Annotated in this window: 20 protein-coding genes; 7 read left to right on the top strand and 13 right to left on the bottom strand. The window is 39.5% G+C overall.

Features of this window, described 5'->3' with window-relative positions; translation table 11 throughout:
* Positions 1–270: 270 nt before the first annotated feature.
* Positions 271–624, bottom strand: a complete 354-nt coding sequence (locus IJJ71_RS11740) for a helix-turn-helix domain-containing protein (protein WP_296847242.1) — start codon at positions 622–624, stop codon at positions 271–273.
* A 102-nt stretch (positions 625–726) separates the two neighbouring features.
* Between IJJ71_RS11740 and IJJ71_RS11735 the strand changes: the two genes are divergently transcribed.
* The 4 genes from IJJ71_RS11735 to IJJ71_RS11720 are packed head-to-tail and all read left to right on the top strand — an operon-like array spanning position 727 to position 2922.
* The gene (locus tag IJJ71_RS11735; protein ID WP_296847240.1) at positions 727–1008 is read left to right on the top strand and encodes a hypothetical protein; all 282 of its coding nucleotides are present in this window, start codon (positions 727–729) and stop codon (positions 1006–1008) included.
* Between the two features lie 14 nt (positions 1009–1022).
* The gene (locus tag IJJ71_RS11730) at positions 1023–1280 is read left to right on the top strand and encodes a hypothetical protein (RefSeq protein WP_296847238.1); all 258 of its coding nucleotides are present in this window, start codon (positions 1023–1025) and stop codon (positions 1278–1280) included.
* Positions 1277–1909 (top strand): hypothetical protein, encoded by a 633-nt coding sequence (locus IJJ71_RS11725; protein WP_296847236.1) that lies wholly within the window; start codon positions 1277–1279, stop codon positions 1907–1909. The genes IJJ71_RS11730 and IJJ71_RS11725 overlap by 4 nt, the downstream gene beginning before the upstream one ends.
* Before the next feature lie 2 nt (positions 1910–1911).
* Positions 1912–2922, top strand: a complete 1011-nt coding sequence (locus IJJ71_RS11720; RefSeq protein ID WP_296847234.1) for a hypothetical protein — start codon at positions 1912–1914, stop codon at positions 2920–2922.
* A gap of 43 nt (positions 2923–2965) precedes the next feature.
* Here IJJ71_RS11720 and IJJ71_RS11715 read toward each other — a convergent pair whose 3' ends face one another.
* Positions 2966–4420 carry a hypothetical protein gene (locus tag IJJ71_RS11715; protein WP_296847232.1) on the bottom strand — a complete coding sequence of 485 codons (1455 nt, stop codon included), beginning with the start codon at positions 4418–4420 and terminating at the stop codon, positions 2966–2968.
* 392 nt (positions 4421–4812) lie between these two features.
* Positions 4813–6084, bottom strand: coding sequence for an ATP-binding protein (locus IJJ71_RS11710; protein ID WP_296847231.1), 1272 nt, complete (start codon positions 6082–6084; stop codon positions 4813–4815).
* Between the two features lie 191 nt (positions 6085–6275).
* On the opposite strand from IJJ71_RS11710, the gene IJJ71_RS11705 reads away from it, so the two are divergent.
* Together IJJ71_RS11705 and IJJ71_RS11700 are read left to right on the top strand one after the other, a co-directional pair.
* Positions 6276–8258: a TRAP transporter permease gene (locus IJJ71_RS11705; RefSeq protein WP_296847230.1), complete on the top strand. Its 1983-nt coding sequence runs from the start codon at positions 6276–6278 to the stop codon at positions 8256–8258.
* A gap of 249 nt (positions 8259–8507) precedes the next feature.
* Positions 8508–9509, top strand: coding sequence for a TAXI family TRAP transporter solute-binding subunit (locus IJJ71_RS11700; RefSeq protein WP_296847229.1), 1002 nt, complete (start codon positions 8508–8510; stop codon positions 9507–9509).
* A 29-nt stretch (positions 9510–9538) separates the two neighbouring features.
* On the opposite strand, the gene IJJ71_RS11695 is transcribed toward IJJ71_RS11700, so the two are convergent.
* Positions 9539–9730, bottom strand: a complete 192-nt coding sequence (locus IJJ71_RS11695; RefSeq protein ID WP_296847227.1) for a hypothetical protein — start codon at positions 9728–9730, stop codon at positions 9539–9541.
* Positions 9681–10877, bottom strand: coding sequence for an ATP-binding protein (locus IJJ71_RS11690; protein ID WP_296847226.1), 1197 nt, complete (start codon positions 10875–10877; stop codon positions 9681–9683). Before IJJ71_RS11690 ends, IJJ71_RS11695 begins: the two co-directional genes overlap by 50 nt.
* 84 nt (positions 10878–10961) lie before the next feature.
* Here IJJ71_RS11690 and IJJ71_RS11685 point away from each other — a divergent pair, with 84 nt between their 5' ends.
* A complete protein-coding gene (locus IJJ71_RS11685) occupies positions 10962–11096 on the top strand; it encodes a hypothetical protein (protein WP_296847224.1) in 135 nt (44 codons plus the stop codon).
* 476 nt (positions 11097–11572) lie between these two features.
* On the opposite strand, the gene IJJ71_RS11680 is transcribed toward IJJ71_RS11685, so the two are convergent.
* The 8 genes from IJJ71_RS11680 to yidD all read right to left on the bottom strand — a co-directional run bounded on the left by IJJ71_RS11680 (position 11573) and on the right by yidD (position 16691).
* On the bottom strand, positions 11573–11977 hold the full coding sequence (locus IJJ71_RS11680; RefSeq protein ID WP_296847222.1) for a type II toxin-antitoxin system VapC family toxin: 405 nt from the start codon (positions 11975–11977) through the stop codon (positions 11573–11575).
* Positions 11977–12216, bottom strand: coding sequence for a hypothetical protein (locus IJJ71_RS11675; protein ID WP_296847220.1), 240 nt, complete (start codon positions 12214–12216; stop codon positions 11977–11979). Before IJJ71_RS11675 ends, IJJ71_RS11680 begins: the two co-directional genes overlap by 1 nt.
* A gap of 74 nt (positions 12217–12290) precedes the next feature.
* The gene (locus tag IJJ71_RS11670) at positions 12291–12653 is read right to left on the bottom strand and encodes a ketopantoate reductase family protein (protein WP_296847243.1); all 363 of its coding nucleotides are present in this window, start codon (positions 12651–12653) and stop codon (positions 12291–12293) included.
* An 8-nt stretch (positions 12654–12661) separates the two neighbouring features.
* Positions 12662–12886, bottom strand: a complete 225-nt coding sequence (locus tag IJJ71_RS11665) for a 2-dehydropantoate 2-reductase N-terminal domain-containing protein (protein WP_296847219.1) — start codon at positions 12884–12886, stop codon at positions 12662–12664.
* A 102-nt stretch (positions 12887–12988) separates the two neighbouring features.
* Positions 12989–13759 (bottom strand): DUF6675 family protein, encoded by a 771-nt coding sequence (locus IJJ71_RS11660; protein WP_296847218.1) that lies wholly within the window; start codon positions 13757–13759, stop codon positions 12989–12991.
* A 79-nt stretch (positions 13760–13838) separates the two neighbouring features.
* Complete coding sequence (gene jag / locus IJJ71_RS11655; RefSeq protein WP_296847217.1) at positions 13839–14543, bottom strand: RNA-binding cell elongation regulator Jag/EloR; 705 nt, start codon at positions 14541–14543, stop codon at positions 13839–13841.
* 49 nt (positions 14544–14592) lie between these two features.
* Positions 14593–16416: a membrane protein insertase YidC gene (gene yidC / locus IJJ71_RS11650; protein WP_296847216.1), complete on the bottom strand. Its 1824-nt coding sequence runs from the start codon at positions 16414–16416 to the stop codon at positions 14593–14595.
* A 53-nt stretch (positions 16417–16469) separates the two neighbouring features.
* Positions 16470–16691, bottom strand: coding sequence for a membrane protein insertion efficiency factor YidD (yidD, locus tag IJJ71_RS11645; protein ID WP_296847215.1), 222 nt, complete (start codon positions 16689–16691; stop codon positions 16470–16472).
* Between the last annotated feature and the right edge of the window lie 134 nt (positions 16692–16825).

Here is a 16825-nt window from a genome sequence, read left to right as displayed (position 1 = left end):
GCCTGCTCCGTCAGCACACCGACAACATCCACAACAGAAAAATACCATTCCTCTTCCTGCTCGTTCCATGCTGTGCGAATCAACGAATTTTCAAAAGTTTTTGGAATCTCCTTGCTCATACAATAAGCATAATACAAATACATGTTAATGTAAAGATAAATAAACAAAATTGTATATTATTTTAACTTTTATTTTTCGGCAGTTCCAGCCTGCTTTGCCACCTCTACAAACACTAACTGATTTAATAAATTTCACTTACAAGAGGTACTTTTAGTATAAATTTTCTTTTCTTAATTTTTCCAGTGTCTTTTCGAGATTATGTTCAATCGCTTCTAATACATTTTCTGTAATCTGCATACGGATTTTTTCATTTTCTGGAGTTTCTTCTATTACAACAGGTGTTTTTCCATGCGGAATAAAAAGCTGATAAACCTCAACATCAAGGGCGGAAGCAATTTTTGAAAGTGAATCTTCTCCTGGCCAACGACGCTTTCCTTCAAAAAAATTTATCGCTTGTACGGACATATCTGCTTCTTCCGCAAGTTTTTCCTGAGTCCATGATTTTTCTTTTCTGTAAATTTTAATATTAGTGGAAAGCGTTTCCAATAGTTCATTCCCAGTCATTAGACTTACATTCTGTAAGTAATTTTCCCATTTTTACAGTTACATATAGTAGAATATGTGATACAATTACAGTATGTAGAATTTTCTTTTAAGGAGGCCATTATGATTTTCCTTATTGTTTTAGCAGTTCTTTTAGGAAACCCAATTTCTCTTTTGCTCTTTCTTTCCGCTATGGATGATTTTTCAAGAGCCGATGAAGTTGAGCGAATGGAGCGACAGGCAGAACGCCGACACAGAGAAATGCTTAAAGAACAGAAGAAATCCCAAGAAATTGCTCTTCAAGAAAGCAGAAACAAGAAAAAAATAAAACGGACTCGCCGTATTTTGCGAGATGAAAAAGGCAATTTTATTTCAGCTGAAGAAATTATTGAAGAGGAAGTGTAAAGGAGAAAACACGAATGAAAGATTATTATTATATTCGAAGCGGATATTTGCATTATGTTCATCGGGTTGATGATGCCATAAAGCTTACTGAAACAGAAGATAAGCAGGTAAAACAAGAAATTGCGGCAATGCCGTCAGATAAAAAGGAAATTTTAGAGAAACTTTGGAATTCTCTTATGGAAGAGAATGAAAATAAGGCTTTTGATTTTAAGGAATACCTCGATAAAAAGTGCGATGAAAAACGAGAATATTACAGGAAACTTGGAAAATGAAGGGAAAAATTAATTTTTTGACAATTTCTCTAGCTGTAGTTTTAGCAATGATATTTTTTATTCCATTGCCGATATTGGTTTTTAAAATTTTGTATTTTTTTGATTTTTTGCTTGCGATTTCTATCTTTGTTATGACTGTTATAACTGTAATCAGAAAAAAGACTGTAAAATTTATACCGTATTTTTTGCTCTATTTTTCAATCTTTACGCTTGCACTGAATATTAACTCAGCAAGGAATATTCTTATTTTTGCGAAGGGTAAAATCGGTGAATTTCCAATTATGCAAAAGGTTATTGACGAATTATTTTCGTTTGGTTTTGCACAAGGAATGCTATTATTTGCGGCAATCGTCACGCTCACTTTCTTTTCATTTTCAATTCCAAATAAGAATTATGCTGAAAACATAAAAGAAACTTTGCGATTTTGCAGAGAAACGCTAATCGCGCATATTTTGCTTTACATTGCGATAACACTGATGGCTTGCTTTATCGCTCATGTTTCAAACGGAACCGCCTTTTTTGAATCATTTCAATTATATCTTCCATATTCGACAGCGCAAACTTTTCTGTTTCTTATTCCGCTGACAGTTTGTGGCGTTGGAATTGTATTTTTGAAGTGGGGAGAATGAAGTTGAATTATACAGAAGCATGGAATTTCATTGTTGAAGAACGGAACAAATTTTTTAATGAAAAGGAAGATGTCGTTCAAAAACGATGGGAAAGTTATTTTGCTGAAGCGGAATTATTCGGATACAGCAAACTAAAAGGCGACATAAAAGTCGGTGAAAAACTTCATATTGGTTCAAAAGACCGGGAAATACCAGATATTATTATTTGCATTGGGAACATTGAACAATTTGTAGTTGAATTAAAACAACTTTCTTTTCCAAAAACTAATTCTTATGAACTTCAACTTCTGACTTATTTATCTCATCCAAGTTTGAGACTGCCTGTTGGAGTCCTTATATGTGAAAAACTCTATGTTTATTATTATGACCACTCAGATGGAAAAATCATAAATTTGGAAATTCCTTTTGAAAAAGATAACTTAAATGGCGCAAAATTTATTGAATTTTTTCAAAAGTGGAATTTCACACCTGAAAAAGTAAAGAATTTTATAAATGATAACATTCAATACAAAAAAGATATTGTCAGCCTTCAAAATGAAATCAACGAGCCAAAGGTAAAGGAAATACTAAAAGATTACTTTGAGAAAAAATATAATATTGATGCGGTTTCTTATGTCCTTTCTGACATGGATATCGATGTAAAAATAAAACATTACGGGGAAAATCCTGTTTATTCGTATGCAAATATTCATGAAGCCATAGAGAGTGAAGAAAAAGTAGAGGAAGAAACAGAAAACTTCTTTTTTGAATGGGATGATATTTCTGCCCTTGCAAAAAAATCTGGAAAAACTGTCTTTTCCAAAGGTGATTATCATTTTGATTTTAAGAAAAACATATTCAAATACAAAGGCAATGATATAACTCTTAGTTCAGGTGAAAAAAGAATACTGGCAAAATGGCTTCTGGCGGGGAAAAGAGGCAATAATTCTTATGTTCAAGTCTTTCAAATGAGAAAGCGATTTGGAAAAGATTTTTTAGCTGGCATAGATAAGTATGGGAATTTATTTAAGTAGAAAAAGTAGGTATCTTGAGAAATTATAAATCAAATAGATAGACTCAAACAGAATAATATTCGTTCAAAATTTTGCATTGTTCTGATAAATTGTGAGCTCTAAAAAAATTAAGAATCTCGATTCGATTTTTCCAATTGATTGTATATTTTTTTGTTATTGAACTTTTTTCAGCTAAAAGTTTTTGAGCTTCTTCTGTAAAATCTGAAGTCGTCCAATATTCGAATGTAATTTTTTTATCATTATTTTCGTTTTGTTTTCTTAACCAATTATAAGTTTTTGATATTTTGTTATTCCATTCCTCAATAAATTTTTCGTCTATAAGATTTTTATATGCCTTACATTCAATAATTAAAATTTCCGAATTTCCAACAACACACATAACATCTACTTCTGCAAGAGTAAGATTTTTTTCATAGAATTTTTTATTAATTTCGACATATCCGCCATGTATTTTAAACATAGCATTAGCGGTAAGCAATTCAAACAAAGAGCCTTTCAAATTATTAAATTTTCCATCAAGCTTAACAACTTCTTTTAGGATTTTATTTATAGATTCAATACTATCATCTTTGAGAATTTTCTTATTCATATCTCTTAAAGTATCAATAATACTGTATAAAAGTTTTTCATTTTCTTTTCCTAAAAGATTTGCTATCGTTGTTGCAAAAATATTGTTTTCTTTTAATTTATTGAATGCATCTTGCGTATAACTTAAAGCAATAAAAATTGGCAAAAAAGGTCTAATATTTCGTTTTGCAGCTACACTTGAAACTTTACTTACAAAGTATTCAACGGCTTTTGCTGATACATTTGTTTGCGGAAAATAATCGACTACCAAAAATCCAGGCTTCACATAATCTGAAGTTTTTGTTATGAATGGTCTAAGATATGTTGGAGCTGTAATATCCCAATAATAATCTGAAAATTCACCATAATGTTCAATTTTGTTGTAACTTACTAAAGAATTCTTCTTAAGCCATTCCTGTAAATTCGCAAATAATACCTCATCTATGACTCCTACAATCTCATCTGATAATTCATTTTGTTTAGAAAGCTGGGATGATAAAGAAATTTTTTTGTCTTCATAACCAATTTCTTGAATTAAATCTACGGATTTCAATTCTTTTGAAATACTATCTAGAGTTTTTCTTTTTGTTCCAGACTTTGCACCGGCAATGACTTTAAATTTCTCTTCGCAAATTTTCCCCGAAAGACATTGAAAAGCTGCAATCGTATTTCCAGTAGCGCTTCTAGATTTTATAAGAGCTTCCGTTAAATTGGAATAAAACAGTTCTGTCTTGTAGTGGTTTTTCAAGAATAAAAAATACTCATTCTTAGGAAAAGAAAAACTTTTTAAGCGTTCTACTTTGCCTTTTGCCCTTGAAATTTGCTGTCGTGCAGCGACATCTGTAATATTTAAGGTACTCATTAAAATTTCTTTTATTTCAGATGCCAGCATAGGCCCATTATGCTCTAAAATTGATTCTACAGTTGTCACAATGTCACACTCCGCTATTTATAAACATAAGTAATAATCCGTTTCAATTACTTTTTATTAATTTTTAAAATTTTATAATACAACACTTTACAAATTAACTATAATTACTTTATGTCACACTGAAATTTAATCTCCGTATTACTTTTTGTCAATATCAATTGTTATGAAAAACACTGGATTGCAAGTAGCAAAATAATTATTTCAAAAACCCCTGAAACTCTTTTCCGTTGTTTGATAAAATCAATTTTTTGAGAATTTTTTAGTTTAAATTCTTCCAATCTGTCAATTTTAATCATTCAAGGTGCTGTGGGTTTTAAGGCGGAGCCCTAGGAGAAGGGGTAGCGACCAACGAAGTGGGCGCGAAGGGGGAAAGCATTCCCCACCCCCTCTTATCACACATACTCCCCCAACAGAAATTTATGAATCGGCACGACCTCAATCGTAAGATTGTCTTTCGTAATTGTTCGTTCTTCCTCATTCGTCACAATAATCAGTCTTTGCCACTCTTCGCTTTTCTCCGCAAGCTGGAAGAGGCTTCGTGTCTCCCGCTCTTCTGCGTCGCCAAGCTCGTAAGCCACTTGAATGGCAGTTTTCTGCTCCGGGAGATAGAAATCTATGTCGATTCCAGTCTGTTTTGACTTGAAATAGTAAAATTCTTCTTCGAACTTTCGTTTGAGATATACCGCGACAGCATTTTCCAGGAGTGCAGATTTTTTATTTACGAGGAAAAGCGAAAGAAGTCCGTTGTCGTAAAAATAGAATCTTGGAGTGCCCTCTTTTTCAGCAAATTTTGAGACATAATTACTTGTTCGGAACACAAGGTATGCGTTCTGTGCATAAGATGAATATTCAATCATGGAATCAGTTGATGTTTTTGTTCCCGAGGCCTTTACATTTCCTGCAAGCGTGTTGAATGATATTTCGCTCATAACGGTTTCGGCGATTTTTTTAATCATCAGGCGAAGAGCAAGCTTGTTTTTTACATCTTCCCGCTCTATGATGTCTCCCAAAAGGACTTTTTCATAGACGGTCTTGATGTATTCTCTTTTGTTCGTAAAAAGTTGCACTTCTGGCAGTCCTCCGCACGCGATATATTCCTGACAGGCTCTTCTGATTTTTGCAGCTTCTGAGGTCGTGAGCATTGCTCTTTCATCGTGTGGAATATTTTTGTAATCCAATAGTTCGCCCAGAGAAAAAGGCATAATCATTTTTGGAATATACCTTCCGCCCAAAGTGCTCGCCATCTCTGAACTCAGCATTTTTGCGTTACTTCCCGTGATGTAAACCCTATTTTTCTGGTCTGCCATTCTGCGTGCAAAATGTTCCCAGCCGTCAATAAGCTGAATTTCATCGAAAAAATAGTAAACTTCTTTTGAATCGTTCAGTTCGTGGGCAACCGCAACAATGTCGTTGAAGTCAGATACGGAGAATCCAAGCAAACGATCGTCCTCAAAATTGATATAAATAATCTGCGACCAGTCACATCCTTCTGCGACAAGTTCTTTTGCGATTCCGTACAAAAGCGTGGATTTGCCAGCTCGTCTCAAACCGACCAGAATATAGTTTGCGTTCTTTTCAAAGGTGTAATCTCTTTTTATGATTTTTGAGTTTTTAATAAAATCTACCTGATCAAAAATAACTTCTTTTAGCAAATTATGATTCATAGACGCACCTCTCTACAACTTGATTTTATCGTGTGAAGACGACAAAATCAAGCTAAATTCATCGTGTACGGACGATAAATTTAGTAATATTTTATCGTGCACAGACGATAAAATATCAAGCATCTTCTCGATTTTGCCCGATTCTCTTTTCTATTCAATTCTGCTAGAATGACTCTGTTTAGAGAAACAAAATGACAGAAAACAAAAATACCATCACAAATGACACAATCCCCCAAAATCAATCTGCCGAAGAATTAAAGGCACAGGCTCTTCTTGAAGAAAAAGACTCAGAATCCCGCTTGCGAACTTACTCAGGGCCGGCAGGAATTGCAATCACCGTGCTTTTGTGCGCGTGGACGGTTTTCCAGCTTTACTTCAGCACTTTCGGTGTTATCAGCGCGATTAATCTACGGGCTTTCCACTGTATTTTTTTGCTTACCTTCACATTTTTGCTTTACCCGGCTTTCAAAAAGCAGAAGCGCGCGCGAAAATTTCCCCCGATTGTCGATTTGATTCTGATTTTGGCAGCTGTTTTCACTTTCGGCTATCTTATCACACACTACACGGAAATTGCACGAAACGGCGGCCGAATCAACAAATACGAAATCTGGATTGCGGCGGTGGCCATTCTCCTTGTTTTTGAGGCTTCCCGACGCACTTCCCCAAACCTTGCGATTCTTGCGGCTGTTTTCCTTGCATACAATTTCTTCGGAAAATTTATTCCAGGTCAGCTGGGGCACAACGGATTCACGCTCAAACGGGTTCTTATCACTCAGTTCTGGGGAACTCAGGGCATTTTGGGAACAGGAATCAGCGTTTCGGCCACTTACATCTTCTTGTTCGTCGTTTTCGGCTCTTTCTTAAAATATTCGGGTTTCTCAAAATTCATAAATGACTTTTCGCTCACTCTGGTTGGACAAACTCCGGGAGGTCCGGCAAAAGTCGCAGTTCTTGCTTCGGCTCTCATGGGAATGATAAACGGCTCTGCTGTGGCAAATGTCGCAACCACAGGCACAATCACAATCCCGCTGATGAAACAAACCGGCTACAAAAAAGAATTCGCCGCCGCAGTTGAGGCAACAGCTTCCACAGGCGGGCAATTCTGTCCTCCGATTATGGGCGCGGTCGGCTTCGTTATGGCAGAATTCTTGAACTTAAGCTACACCACGGTAATGATTGCTTCGATTCTTCCGGCTTTCCTCTATTATCTGGGGCTTTTAGTTGCGGTTCACTTTGAAGCAAAACGACTGGGACTTTCGGGCATCTCCAAAGAAAATATTCCAAACGCTCTCAAAGTCGTTAAAGAACAGGGGCATCTCGTTCTTCCTCTGGTGATTTTAATCGCCCTGATGTGCAAAGGCTTCACTCCTCTGCTCGCCGCCGTTATTTCAATTTTCGTAACGATTGGAGCAAGCTGGCTCCGTAAAGAAACCCGCATGACTCCACAAAAAATCCTTGCGGCCTGTGTTGAAGGGGCAAGAAGCGCAATCGGTGTGGGCATTTCCTGCGTAATCATCGGCGTAATAATCGGCACGGTCACGCTCACAAGCCTTGGTCTCAACATGGGCTACATGATTCTGAATGTCGTTCCAAGCAATTCGATTTACCTCACGGGCTTTCTGGTAATGCTCTTGTCGATTATCCTGGGAATGGGCGTTCCTGGAGTTGCCGCTTATGTAATCGTTCAGGCAGTTGCCGTTCCTGTCTTAATCAAAGTTGGAATCGCACCACTTCCGACACACATGTTCTGCTTGATTTACGCATGTCTTTCAAACATCACGCCTCCCGTCGCAATCAGCTGTTATGTCGCTTCGGGAATCGCAGGCTCTAACCAGCTCAAAACAGGCCTTCTGGCAGTCCGCTTAGGCTTAATCGGCTTTCTGATTCCGTTCTTCTTCCTGGGAAACCCGGTTCTCTTAATCGGAGCAAGCTCTGACTACACTCTCGTTCAGAGCCTTTGGGCAAGCATTACGGCCGCAGTCGGAACAGTCACGCTGGTCGGAGCGCTTGAAGGCTGGTTCCTCAAAAAATCAGGCTGGATTGAGCGTGCTGCCCTTTTGGTCGTAGCACCTCTGCTTTTGTACGCAGGAATCACCACGGATTTGATTGGATTCGGGATTCTTGCCGCAGTTTTGGCATATCAATTGATCAGGAATTTTCGTGCAAGGGTATGAAGTGGCGCGAAGCGTTGCCGTCAGGCAATGAAGCGATAGCGGAACCACGGAACACCCGACCCGAAGGGAGCGAAGCGACCGTAGGGATGCACCCAAATAAATGAAACAAAAAATACTTCCGTGTATTTTTTGTTTCTACGAGAAAATTCTGTTCACCTGAAGGCAAACAGAATTTTCTCTCTCTGCTTATCCCCTGCCTCCATGCAGGGCAACATAGTAAAATTCAAATAAATAAAAAGGAGTTTTCTTATGAAAAAAACAACAAAAGTATTCGCTGCCATTGCCGGCACGATTCTCGCACTTTCACTTGCCTCATGCAATGAAAAAAAATCATCGGCTGCTTCTAGCCCAGCTGGTGAGCACGCAAAAGTCACAATCAAATTCCCGACAGCGGGAGCTTCTGGCGCACTTTATGCAGTCGGAGCCGCTATCACAAACTTGTGGGATACACAGATTGACTTCGTTAGCGCATCAAGTCAGGCTTCAAACGGCGGAATCGACAATTTGAACCAGATTGCAGACGGCGAATCACAGGTTTCAATCGCAATTTCTTCAAACTGCTACCAGAGTTTTAACGGCACAGACAGCTTCAAGGGAAACGCAAACAAAAACTTGCGCGTAATTGCAGGCCTTTACTTCAACCCGAATCAGGTCGTCGCAACAAAAAAATCTGGAATTGAGCAGGTCGCAGATGTAAAAGGAAAACATTTTGCGGTAGCCGCAGCAGGTTCATCAGTTGAGGGCGAATGCAAAAATCACTTTACCGCCGCAGGAATCAACTATCCGCAAGACATTCAGGCTGAGTACATCGCTTTTGGTGATGCGGCCGACATGCTCCAGAACGGAACAATTGACGGCGCATGGATTATGAGCGGTGCTCCGGCAGCAGCTGTAAGCCAGGCTTGTTCGGCAGGCTGCCATCTCGTAAACATCGGTGATGAAGTAATTGCATCTTTGCAGAAAGATTATCCGTGGTACGCAAAATTTACGATTCCAGCCGGTACTTACCCGGGACAGGACGCTGACATTCAGACTTCGGCAATCAAAATGGTTATGTTCACTTCAACAAGCCTCGACGAAGAAACAGTTTACCAGCTCACAAAAACTCTCTGGGAGCACATCGACGAGCTGGGACAGGCTCAGAAAAACCTCAAAGGCCTCACACCGGAAGCCGCAGTAGTTGACATCGCAGGCCTTCCTCTCCACGACGGTGCCGCAAGATACTACAAGGAAGCTGGGATTATTCAGTAAAATTTAGGCGTTACCCGCCTTACGGCGGATCAGGCTATTCGAGCACTTCCGTTGTCGTGCTCGTTCGGTTCCGTGCTTTCGCACTCCATTGCTTCATTCACTACGCTCATTCCGCAACGGCTTACGCCGCCTTCCGTATCCTTAACGCTTGTTGATTGTACGAGAGAATATCTAATACAAGAATCCCAAAAGCCATATTGGGATTCTTCGTTCTGTTCCATATTCAATGTTATCAGCAAGAATATAGGAATCCGAAACATCTTTTATCTGTTTTCGTTTTTTATTTTTACCGCCAACTTCAAATGTATATTTTTGGTCTACAAAAAAATCGCTCTGTTCCGAAAACAAAACTTCATGATTATGCGAAAGCTGATTAAACACAAATGTTTCACGAACATTACCTATATCTGTCTGGGCATCATCAAACATAAACATAAGATTTGTGTTTTCAAGAAAAATTTTGTCCGGTTTTTCAAATGTTCCAAGTCCACGAGTCTGCTTAAAAACTTGATAAATCAGTTTTGATTCTTCCAGATATTCAAAATATTGCAATAAAGTCTGCCGTGCAATTTGAATGGAATAAGCAAGTTCTGTTACATTTGGAATAAATGGTGCCGATTTTCCAATTACAGCAAGTAGTTTTTTGATTTTTACGATGTATGCGACATCCACTTTTCTAAGAAACGGAAGCTCAATTTCAAGAATCAGATTAACCGTTTCATTTAAGCGGGTGTAGTAATCATCAATTCCTTCAAGAAAATACGGATAATATCCGTGCTTAAGATAAGCATCGAAATATTCAAAGGGTTTTATTTTAGAAACAATTTGAGCCGAAAGATTTTCATTATTCTTCAAGATTTCTTCAAGAGACAAAATTGGAAAATCAGTTTTTGCAATAAGATTCAAATATTCCCTGAAAGAAAGCCCCTGCAAATTATACACAAGCGCACGACGACTCAAATCAGAGCGAGCATTCAAAATCTCAAGTAAGGAAGAACCTGTAAAAGCCACATGCAGTTCAGGATAATCATCATAAATATTTTTAATCACCCGAGACCAGTCTGGATATTTGTGAACTTCATCTAAAAAAAGATAGGTTCCACCTCTTTTTACAAAACTATCAACAAAATCAAGAAGTGAATTATCAGAAAAATATAGATTATCAAGACTCACATAAAGTACTTTGTCCAATGATTCTGAAAATGCTTTTTTTATATGCTGGAGAATAAGTGTAGTCTTTCCAGTTCCTCTAGAACCTCGAATACAGACAAGTCTTGCGTCCCAGTTAATCTGGCTCTCCAAGCTACGCACAAAAGACATATCTGTTGAGACGATTTTCTTACGAAATATTTCTATAAGCTTTTCCATGTCTTATACTATATTCCAAAAGTGTAAAATTGTTAAGTTCAGTTAACGATTTTGGAGAGAATTTGTTAACTAAAGTTTCTGTTTTTGATTTGTTCAGCAGGCTTTGGAGCGAATGGCGTTACCCGCCTTACGGCGGGTCAGGCTACTACTGGTTCCGTGCTTTCGTACTCCATTGCCTACGGCAACGGCTTCGCCGCCTTCCGTATCCTTAACGCTTAATGCAAAATGGCAATCCAGCAACTGTTCATGTTCCTAGTGCGGAGATATGGGGGACGTTAAAGTCGGGAAGATAGCTCAAAAGCAAAGTTTCCTCTGCCGAAGGTTTACGACTTTGGCCAAGTGACAAAACCCTCACAAAACTTGCTAATGTTCTTGAAATTGAAATATATAAATTATTCGTTCCACAAAAACTTTCTTTACAATCTGAATCTATTGAAGAATTAAAACATGCAGTCGTAAAAACTGTTGAAGGATTTGTTCACGACACTTTGCAGGATTGGGAAAGGAGATAAAGTCAAAATCCATTCGGGGCGTTGCGGGGTACGGTTCAGGCAAAGCCTTCACCGAGACTCGACTACAAACTCGTCTCACGAGTTTGTTAGCCTAGTGGCGATCGTCTCCCTCCCCCGCTAGAAGGGGTAGCGGAAAAGCCATAGGCTTTGGAGCGAGGGGAAGACTTTCCCCTTTTCCCTGCCTTACACCGACAACACACACGGTTCATTGTAAAACGGAATCAGCGTGTCATGTGTTAAAAAAGTAAGTCCATCAGCCTTTGCCTGCGACAATAAAAGTCTATCAAATGGATCATGATGTTCTGGCGCATTATCAGGTCTAGAAAGAGTATCTAACGTAAAAATGTGCCTTTGATACAATGGATATTCACTAAAACTCTGTTCTTCACAAAAATTGACAAAATCTTGCGCAGAAAGTGTGAGCTTATCGGGTTTTCGTCCATGCTTTATGGCTACTTCCCAAACAGACACAAGACTAAAATAGATTTCATTGTTTTCATCATCTATAAGTTCACGAGCTTTTTGAGGAAGTCGCGTGTCACCTGTCAAATACCATATTATTATGTGTGTATCACAAAGAATTCTCATCAGACAGCTCCAAATAATTTTGCAATTTCTTCGTTATCTTCGTCAAAATCCATTGGATACAAAAACTTTCCTTTTGCACTTCCAAACTGGCGTTTTTTATGGAGAATTTTTGTTGTCTCTTCTTGCATTTTTTGATTGCGCTGCATAATTTTTGCGAGAAATTCCATAATAGCAAGTTGTTCAGTAAACGAAAGAAGTTCCAGCTGGCTTTCGAAATTTCTTAATTCCATTGCTGACATAAAACACCTCCAGTTTGTAAGATACTTATAGTATAAAGCCTTTTATTGATAAAATAAACAATTACGACGAAGATTTACTTTCCGTCCTTATGATACTGATATGCGCCTTCAATTGCGTGAATCAAATCCACAATCAGTGAATTGTAATGCACTTTTACGTTGTAGAGTTTTGCCTGCTCTACGATTGCGCCGTTGATGGCGTCGATTTCGGTCAGGCGGCAGTTCATGACATCCTGACTCATTGAAGAATAACCTTTTCCCGCATCCTCGCAGACATGATGGACCATATTCAAAACTTCGCGGTACGAAAAATGTGTTCCGTCGGCTTCGGCAACATCGACTGCCTCACAAATCATTTTTTCGGCAAAATCCCAGGCATATTTGTTTTCTATCATTGAGCCGATTGGTGCTCTCGTGATTGCCGTGAATGTATTGATTGAAAGGTTTACGAAAAGCTTGCTCCAGATAACCCGCTGAATGTCGTTCGTCTTTTCGACCTTAAAGCCGCATTCTTCGAGAATTGCCTGAATTTTGTCGAGATTCTTGTTATTTTCCAGATTGCCTCGACCTGCTTATCGAAACTGTCGAGCATAATGACTTCATGCTTGCGGCTGAGATATGCTCCGTAAAGACAGCCCATTGCACCTGAACCGATAATAACAATTTTCATTTTTCGCCCCCCCCCGAAAATTTTTTAATTTAGAAAAATTATAGCACTATGTTTAATTCTTCACAAATTCTGCAATCTCTGTTTGGTTTCGGGGGTCGTCTTTTATTTCATCTGTGCGACAAACCACTTGTAAATTGAATCGACTCGCGCGTTGAAGGAATCAATCATCTTGTTTTCAAGCATTGCGATTCGCGGATAATAAGCCTGAACCATCAGATAGACAAGGAAATAATCTCCCTCATCCACGACAACAAGATTAATCTTTACATTGTGAGCCTTTGCGGCAGTGATTGGCCCGAACTTCAACGGCTCAAAATTATCAAAGCACACGCTGACTTCTTTTTCACGCTCATGATAATCGAGCTTGTAATAGCACTCGCCGAACGAATTATCATCCTGCATACAGTAAAGAGTTTTTCCCTCAGCACTTCCTTCCGTATCGTCCGGGATTTTTGTCTTTTCGCTCGGTGATTTTACAAGATATGCTTCATGATAAAGAGTTTCCCATTTTTTGTGGCGGTTCGAATAATATTCCGTGCCTTTCATCGTAGAAATAGAACGGATAACTTTTGAGACTTTAGCTATATTGATGTCAGAAAGCTGTCCGCCATTCTCTGTAAGACTTTTTTTGTCGAAATAGAACAGTTTTTCCGTAGTAAGGCGGGGTTTTTCGGAATTATCCCAGTGATTTATTGCAAGGGAAGAAAGTTCCGTATCTGGAGTAAATTGAAGCTCCACTTTGTTGCCATTCAGAAAGACTTTTTGAAGTTCCCCTTCAGCCTTAACCTTTTTAAGAAGGGCAGGGGAGATGCTCTGTGCGTACAAGCCCGATGCGAGCATGGCAGTTATGAAAATTGAAAGTAATTTCTTCATATTATTAAAATGAATAGATTTAAGTGTTGTTACAAAATTCAAAAAAAATTCCCCACAAGAAAATGTGGGGATAAAGTTTTTAGTATGTGCCTTTGTAGATAACTCGTACCTGTTTGTACAAGCCTTCGCCTTCGCTCTTTGTCTCGATGTCGTTGAAGTCATTGAGCGTTGTGTGAATCAAGCGACGCTCGAACGGATTCATCGGCTCAAGAAGAATTGAAGTTCTCTTTGTACGAACTTTGTCTGCTGTTGTGTAAGCGAGGTGAACAAGATTTTCCTCACGGCGAACACGGTAGTTCTCTGTGTCCAAAATTACGCGGACATCTTCACGACCGAGGTGACCTGCGTAAACATTTGCCAAAAGCTGGAGAGCGTCGAGGTTCTTTCCTTTACGGCCGATAAGGATTGAAGAGCTTTCTGAGCTGAGTTTAAGCCCAAGTTTGCGCTCCTCACGGAACATGATTTCAACTGTAGCCTCGTAACCCATTTTTGCGATTACATCAGAAACAAAAGTTGTGAGCTTCTGCTCGAACTCGTCCTGTGGAATCGGATTGCCCATAACGCGTTTTGCAGTCTCAACCGGGCTGTCTTTTTCGTCATCATATTTTACGCCTGGTGTTGCTTCGTCTGTATGAACGCGGATTTTAACATAGCCAGATTTGAACAATGTCTTTTTCTGTGTCTCGATGATTTCAACATCAAACTGATCGCTTTCAAGACCAAGCTCAATTGTTGCCTTTTCAATAGCGTCTTTTTCGGTTTTGCCCTCAAATTCGTAAGTCATATTTATCTCCTTGAAGGTGGCTTAGACTCAGCTCAGCCACCGCCATATTTTATTTTCGTTTTTTATTCTGAACGAGCTTCAATTTTGGCTCATCTTTTTTGTTCTTCATCATTTTGTTGATGACAATCTGCTGACCAAGCTGGAAGATGTTTGAAACAGTCCAGTAAAGGAGCAATCCGGCCGGTGCATTGTAGAACAGGAAGAAGAAGAAAATCGGCATACCGTACATCATCATCTTCATCTGAGCTGCGTTTGTGCCAGTTGCTGTGCCACCGTTTCCTGTGATTTTACCGAACAAAAGCTGAGAAATTACATAAATTACCGGCAAGATTCGAATCTGATTCCAGCCAAGGATTGGCAGGCCGTGCTCGAAAACAGGACCAATTCGGTCGCCCTGAGAAAGATCGTCAATCCAGCCGCTGATGAAAGAAGCACCGCGGAACTCAAAGTAGTTGTTGAAGAGGTTGTACATAGCGAACAAGATTACGAACTGGAAAATCATTGGCAGACAGCCGCTCATCGGGTTGTAGCCGATTTCCTTGTACATCTTGGCGGTTTCCATCTGCAATTTCTGCGGATCGCCTTTGTATTTTGCCTGAAGTTCCTGCATTTTCGGCTGGAATTTCTGCATTTTCTGAGTGCCTTCCAAGCTCTTCTTTGTGATTGGGAAAAGCGCGCACTTCAAGATAATTGTAACGATGATGATTGAAACGCCCCAGTTGTGAACAAGCTTGTTGATGTTCTCCAAGAGGAATTTAAGCACGACTTCGAGCCAGTACAAGAATCCTGAAGTCTGCAAACTCTCGTTGAAGTGAACTCCGCTCAAGCCCCATTCATTTTTGTCCTCAGAAACATAATTCTTAAGCTCTGATTCGTTGCGTGGACCAGCGTAGATGTAATACGTGTCGTTTGTTTCTTTTTTGTCCGTTGGTTTTCGGGTCATTTTGACCTGTGCGTTAGTTGCGTCGCCAACTTCAATCTCTGAGTTGTAAACGACTGTGCTGGACATTGAAGTTTTGTTCTCCGGATAAACGATGAACTCGAAGTATTTTCCTGCCATTGCAGTCCAAACCCAGTCACGCTCGTAATTTTTTGTCTGTTTTGAGCCGAGACGAGTCTTTTTTGCTTTTTCGCCGTTGAATGAAACAAGCTCGCGGTACTCGTAGCGGTCCATTTTTGGATTGAATTTCGGGCCGACCTGTGGAGCTGTTCGGAGAGTGTAAGCCGCACCGCCAACATCAAGACCTTTGAAATTCTCGTCGCCGTCGATTGTAACTTCAAGCTTGAAAGTGTAGTCATTCGGTTTGAAAGTGTATTTTTTTACGAGAGTGAATTCGCTTTCTGTGCCGTCTGCATTTTTTGAAGTGAATTTTTTGAAGAAGCCGATTGTGTAATCATCAAGTTTTTTTGCTGTAAAAATGTCATCGATGATTGGACGGGTTGCGCCACCAAGCGAAAGGCCGAATGCACGGTTCTTTTCTGAAAGATTTTCGATAAGCTCAACACCTTTGCCAGTGTCAACGTCACGGTTTTTGAGCGCGCCACGGTCATCTTTTTCGATAAGCTCGTAGCTTATGATGTCGCCGCCACGGTTTGTAAATGTGACTGCAACTTTGTTTGTCGTGATAGTGAATTTTTCTTCGGTGAGATTTTCTGAATCAGAAACTTCTGAAACGATTGAAAGGTTTTCTTCGATAGAAGAATCCTGTTTTTCTGACTCGCCGGTAGCCTGATTCTCTACGACCTCAGTTGTCTGCTCGGTCTGAGCCTGCTGCTCCTGAGGCTTTGGCGGGAACAAAATTGTCTGTGCCGCAAAGAATCCGACAAGAACGACAGTCGAAAGGCCGATAGCCCATACGGTATTTTTTTCCATTATAAAACATCCTGATGCCAATTAATGGCAGTAATTTTCGCTGTTAATGATTTTCACGGAACCGGATCGTAACCGCCTGGATGAAAAGGAGTGCATTTTAAAATTCGTTTTGTCGAAAGATACATTCCTTTGACCGGGCCATGCTTTTGCAGGGCTTCCAAAGCATAGGCCGAGCATGAAGGATAAAACCTGCAGCAAGGTGCTTTGAGCGGAGAGATGAACTTTCGGTAAAAGCGAATCGGTAGACATAAAATGAATACGAGTGCGTTCTTCATTCTTTGACTAAACCAGCTTTTTCACACAATGTACGAAATTGAACACACCGCGTGCTGAACGAGTCTTTCTCGGAAGGGGGATATACCAGAAAAAGCATATCATATCCGGTGTTCAGGTGTGCTTTTAAATTACG

The organism is Treponema sp. (assembly GCF_017430385.1).
Classification (GTDB): domain Bacteria; phylum Spirochaetota; class Spirochaetia; order Treponematales; family Treponemataceae; genus Treponema_D.
The sequence above is the reverse complement of the archived record's forward strand: the minus strand, read 5'-3'. Positions and strand labels throughout refer to the sequence as shown.

Coding starts and splice junctions, on each gene's coding strand:
- IJJ71_RS11740 (WP_296847242.1), bottom strand. CDS start 624: ATGACTGGGAATGAACTATTGGAAACGCTTTCCACTAATATTAAAATT.
- IJJ71_RS11735 (WP_296847240.1), top strand. CDS start 727: ATGATTTTCCTTATTGTTTTAGCAGTTCTTTTAGGAAACCCAATTTCT.
- IJJ71_RS11730 (WP_296847238.1), top strand. CDS start 1,023: ATGAAAGATTATTATTATATTCGAAGCGGATATTTGCATTATGTTCAT.
- IJJ71_RS11725 (WP_296847236.1), top strand. CDS start 1,277: ATGAAGGGAAAAATTAATTTTTTGACAATTTCTCTAGCTGTAGTTTTA.
- IJJ71_RS11710 (WP_296847231.1), bottom strand. CDS start 6,084: ATGAATCATAATTTGCTAAAAGAAGTTATTTTTGATCAGGTAGATTTT.
- IJJ71_RS11705 (WP_296847230.1), top strand. CDS start 6,276: ATGACAGAAAACAAAAATACCATCACAAATGACACAATCCCCCAAAAT.
- IJJ71_RS11700 (WP_296847229.1), top strand. CDS start 8,508: ATGAAAAAAACAACAAAAGTATTCGCTGCCATTGCCGGCACGATTCTC.
- IJJ71_RS11695 (WP_296847227.1), bottom strand. CDS start 9,730: ATGGAACAGAACGAAGAATCCCAATATGGCTTTTGGGATTCTTGTATT.
- IJJ71_RS11690 (WP_296847226.1), bottom strand. CDS start 10,877: ATGGAAAAGCTTATAGAAATATTTCGTAAGAAAATCGTCTCAACAGAT.
- IJJ71_RS11680 (WP_296847222.1), bottom strand. CDS start 11,977: ATGAGAATTCTTTGTGATACACACATAATAATATGGTATTTGACAGGT.
- IJJ71_RS11675 (WP_296847220.1), bottom strand. CDS start 12,216: ATGTCAGCAATGGAATTAAGAAATTTCGAAAGCCAGCTGGAACTTCTT.
- IJJ71_RS11665 (WP_296847219.1), bottom strand. CDS start 12,886: ATGAAAATTGTTATTATCGGTTCAGGTGCAATGGGCTGTCTTTACGGA.
- IJJ71_RS11660 (WP_296847218.1), bottom strand. CDS start 13,759: ATGAAGAAATTACTTTCAATTTTCATAACTGCCATGCTCGCATCGGGC.
- jag (WP_296847217.1), bottom strand. CDS start 14,543: ATGACTTACGAATTTGAGGGCAAAACCGAAAAAGACGCTATTGAAAAG.
- yidC (WP_296847216.1), bottom strand. CDS start 16,416: ATGGAAAAAAATACCGTATGGGCTATCGGCCTTTCGACTGTCGTTCTT.
- yidD (WP_296847215.1), bottom strand. CDS start 16,691: ATGAAGAACGCACTCGTATTCATTTTATGTCTACCGATTCGCTTTTAC.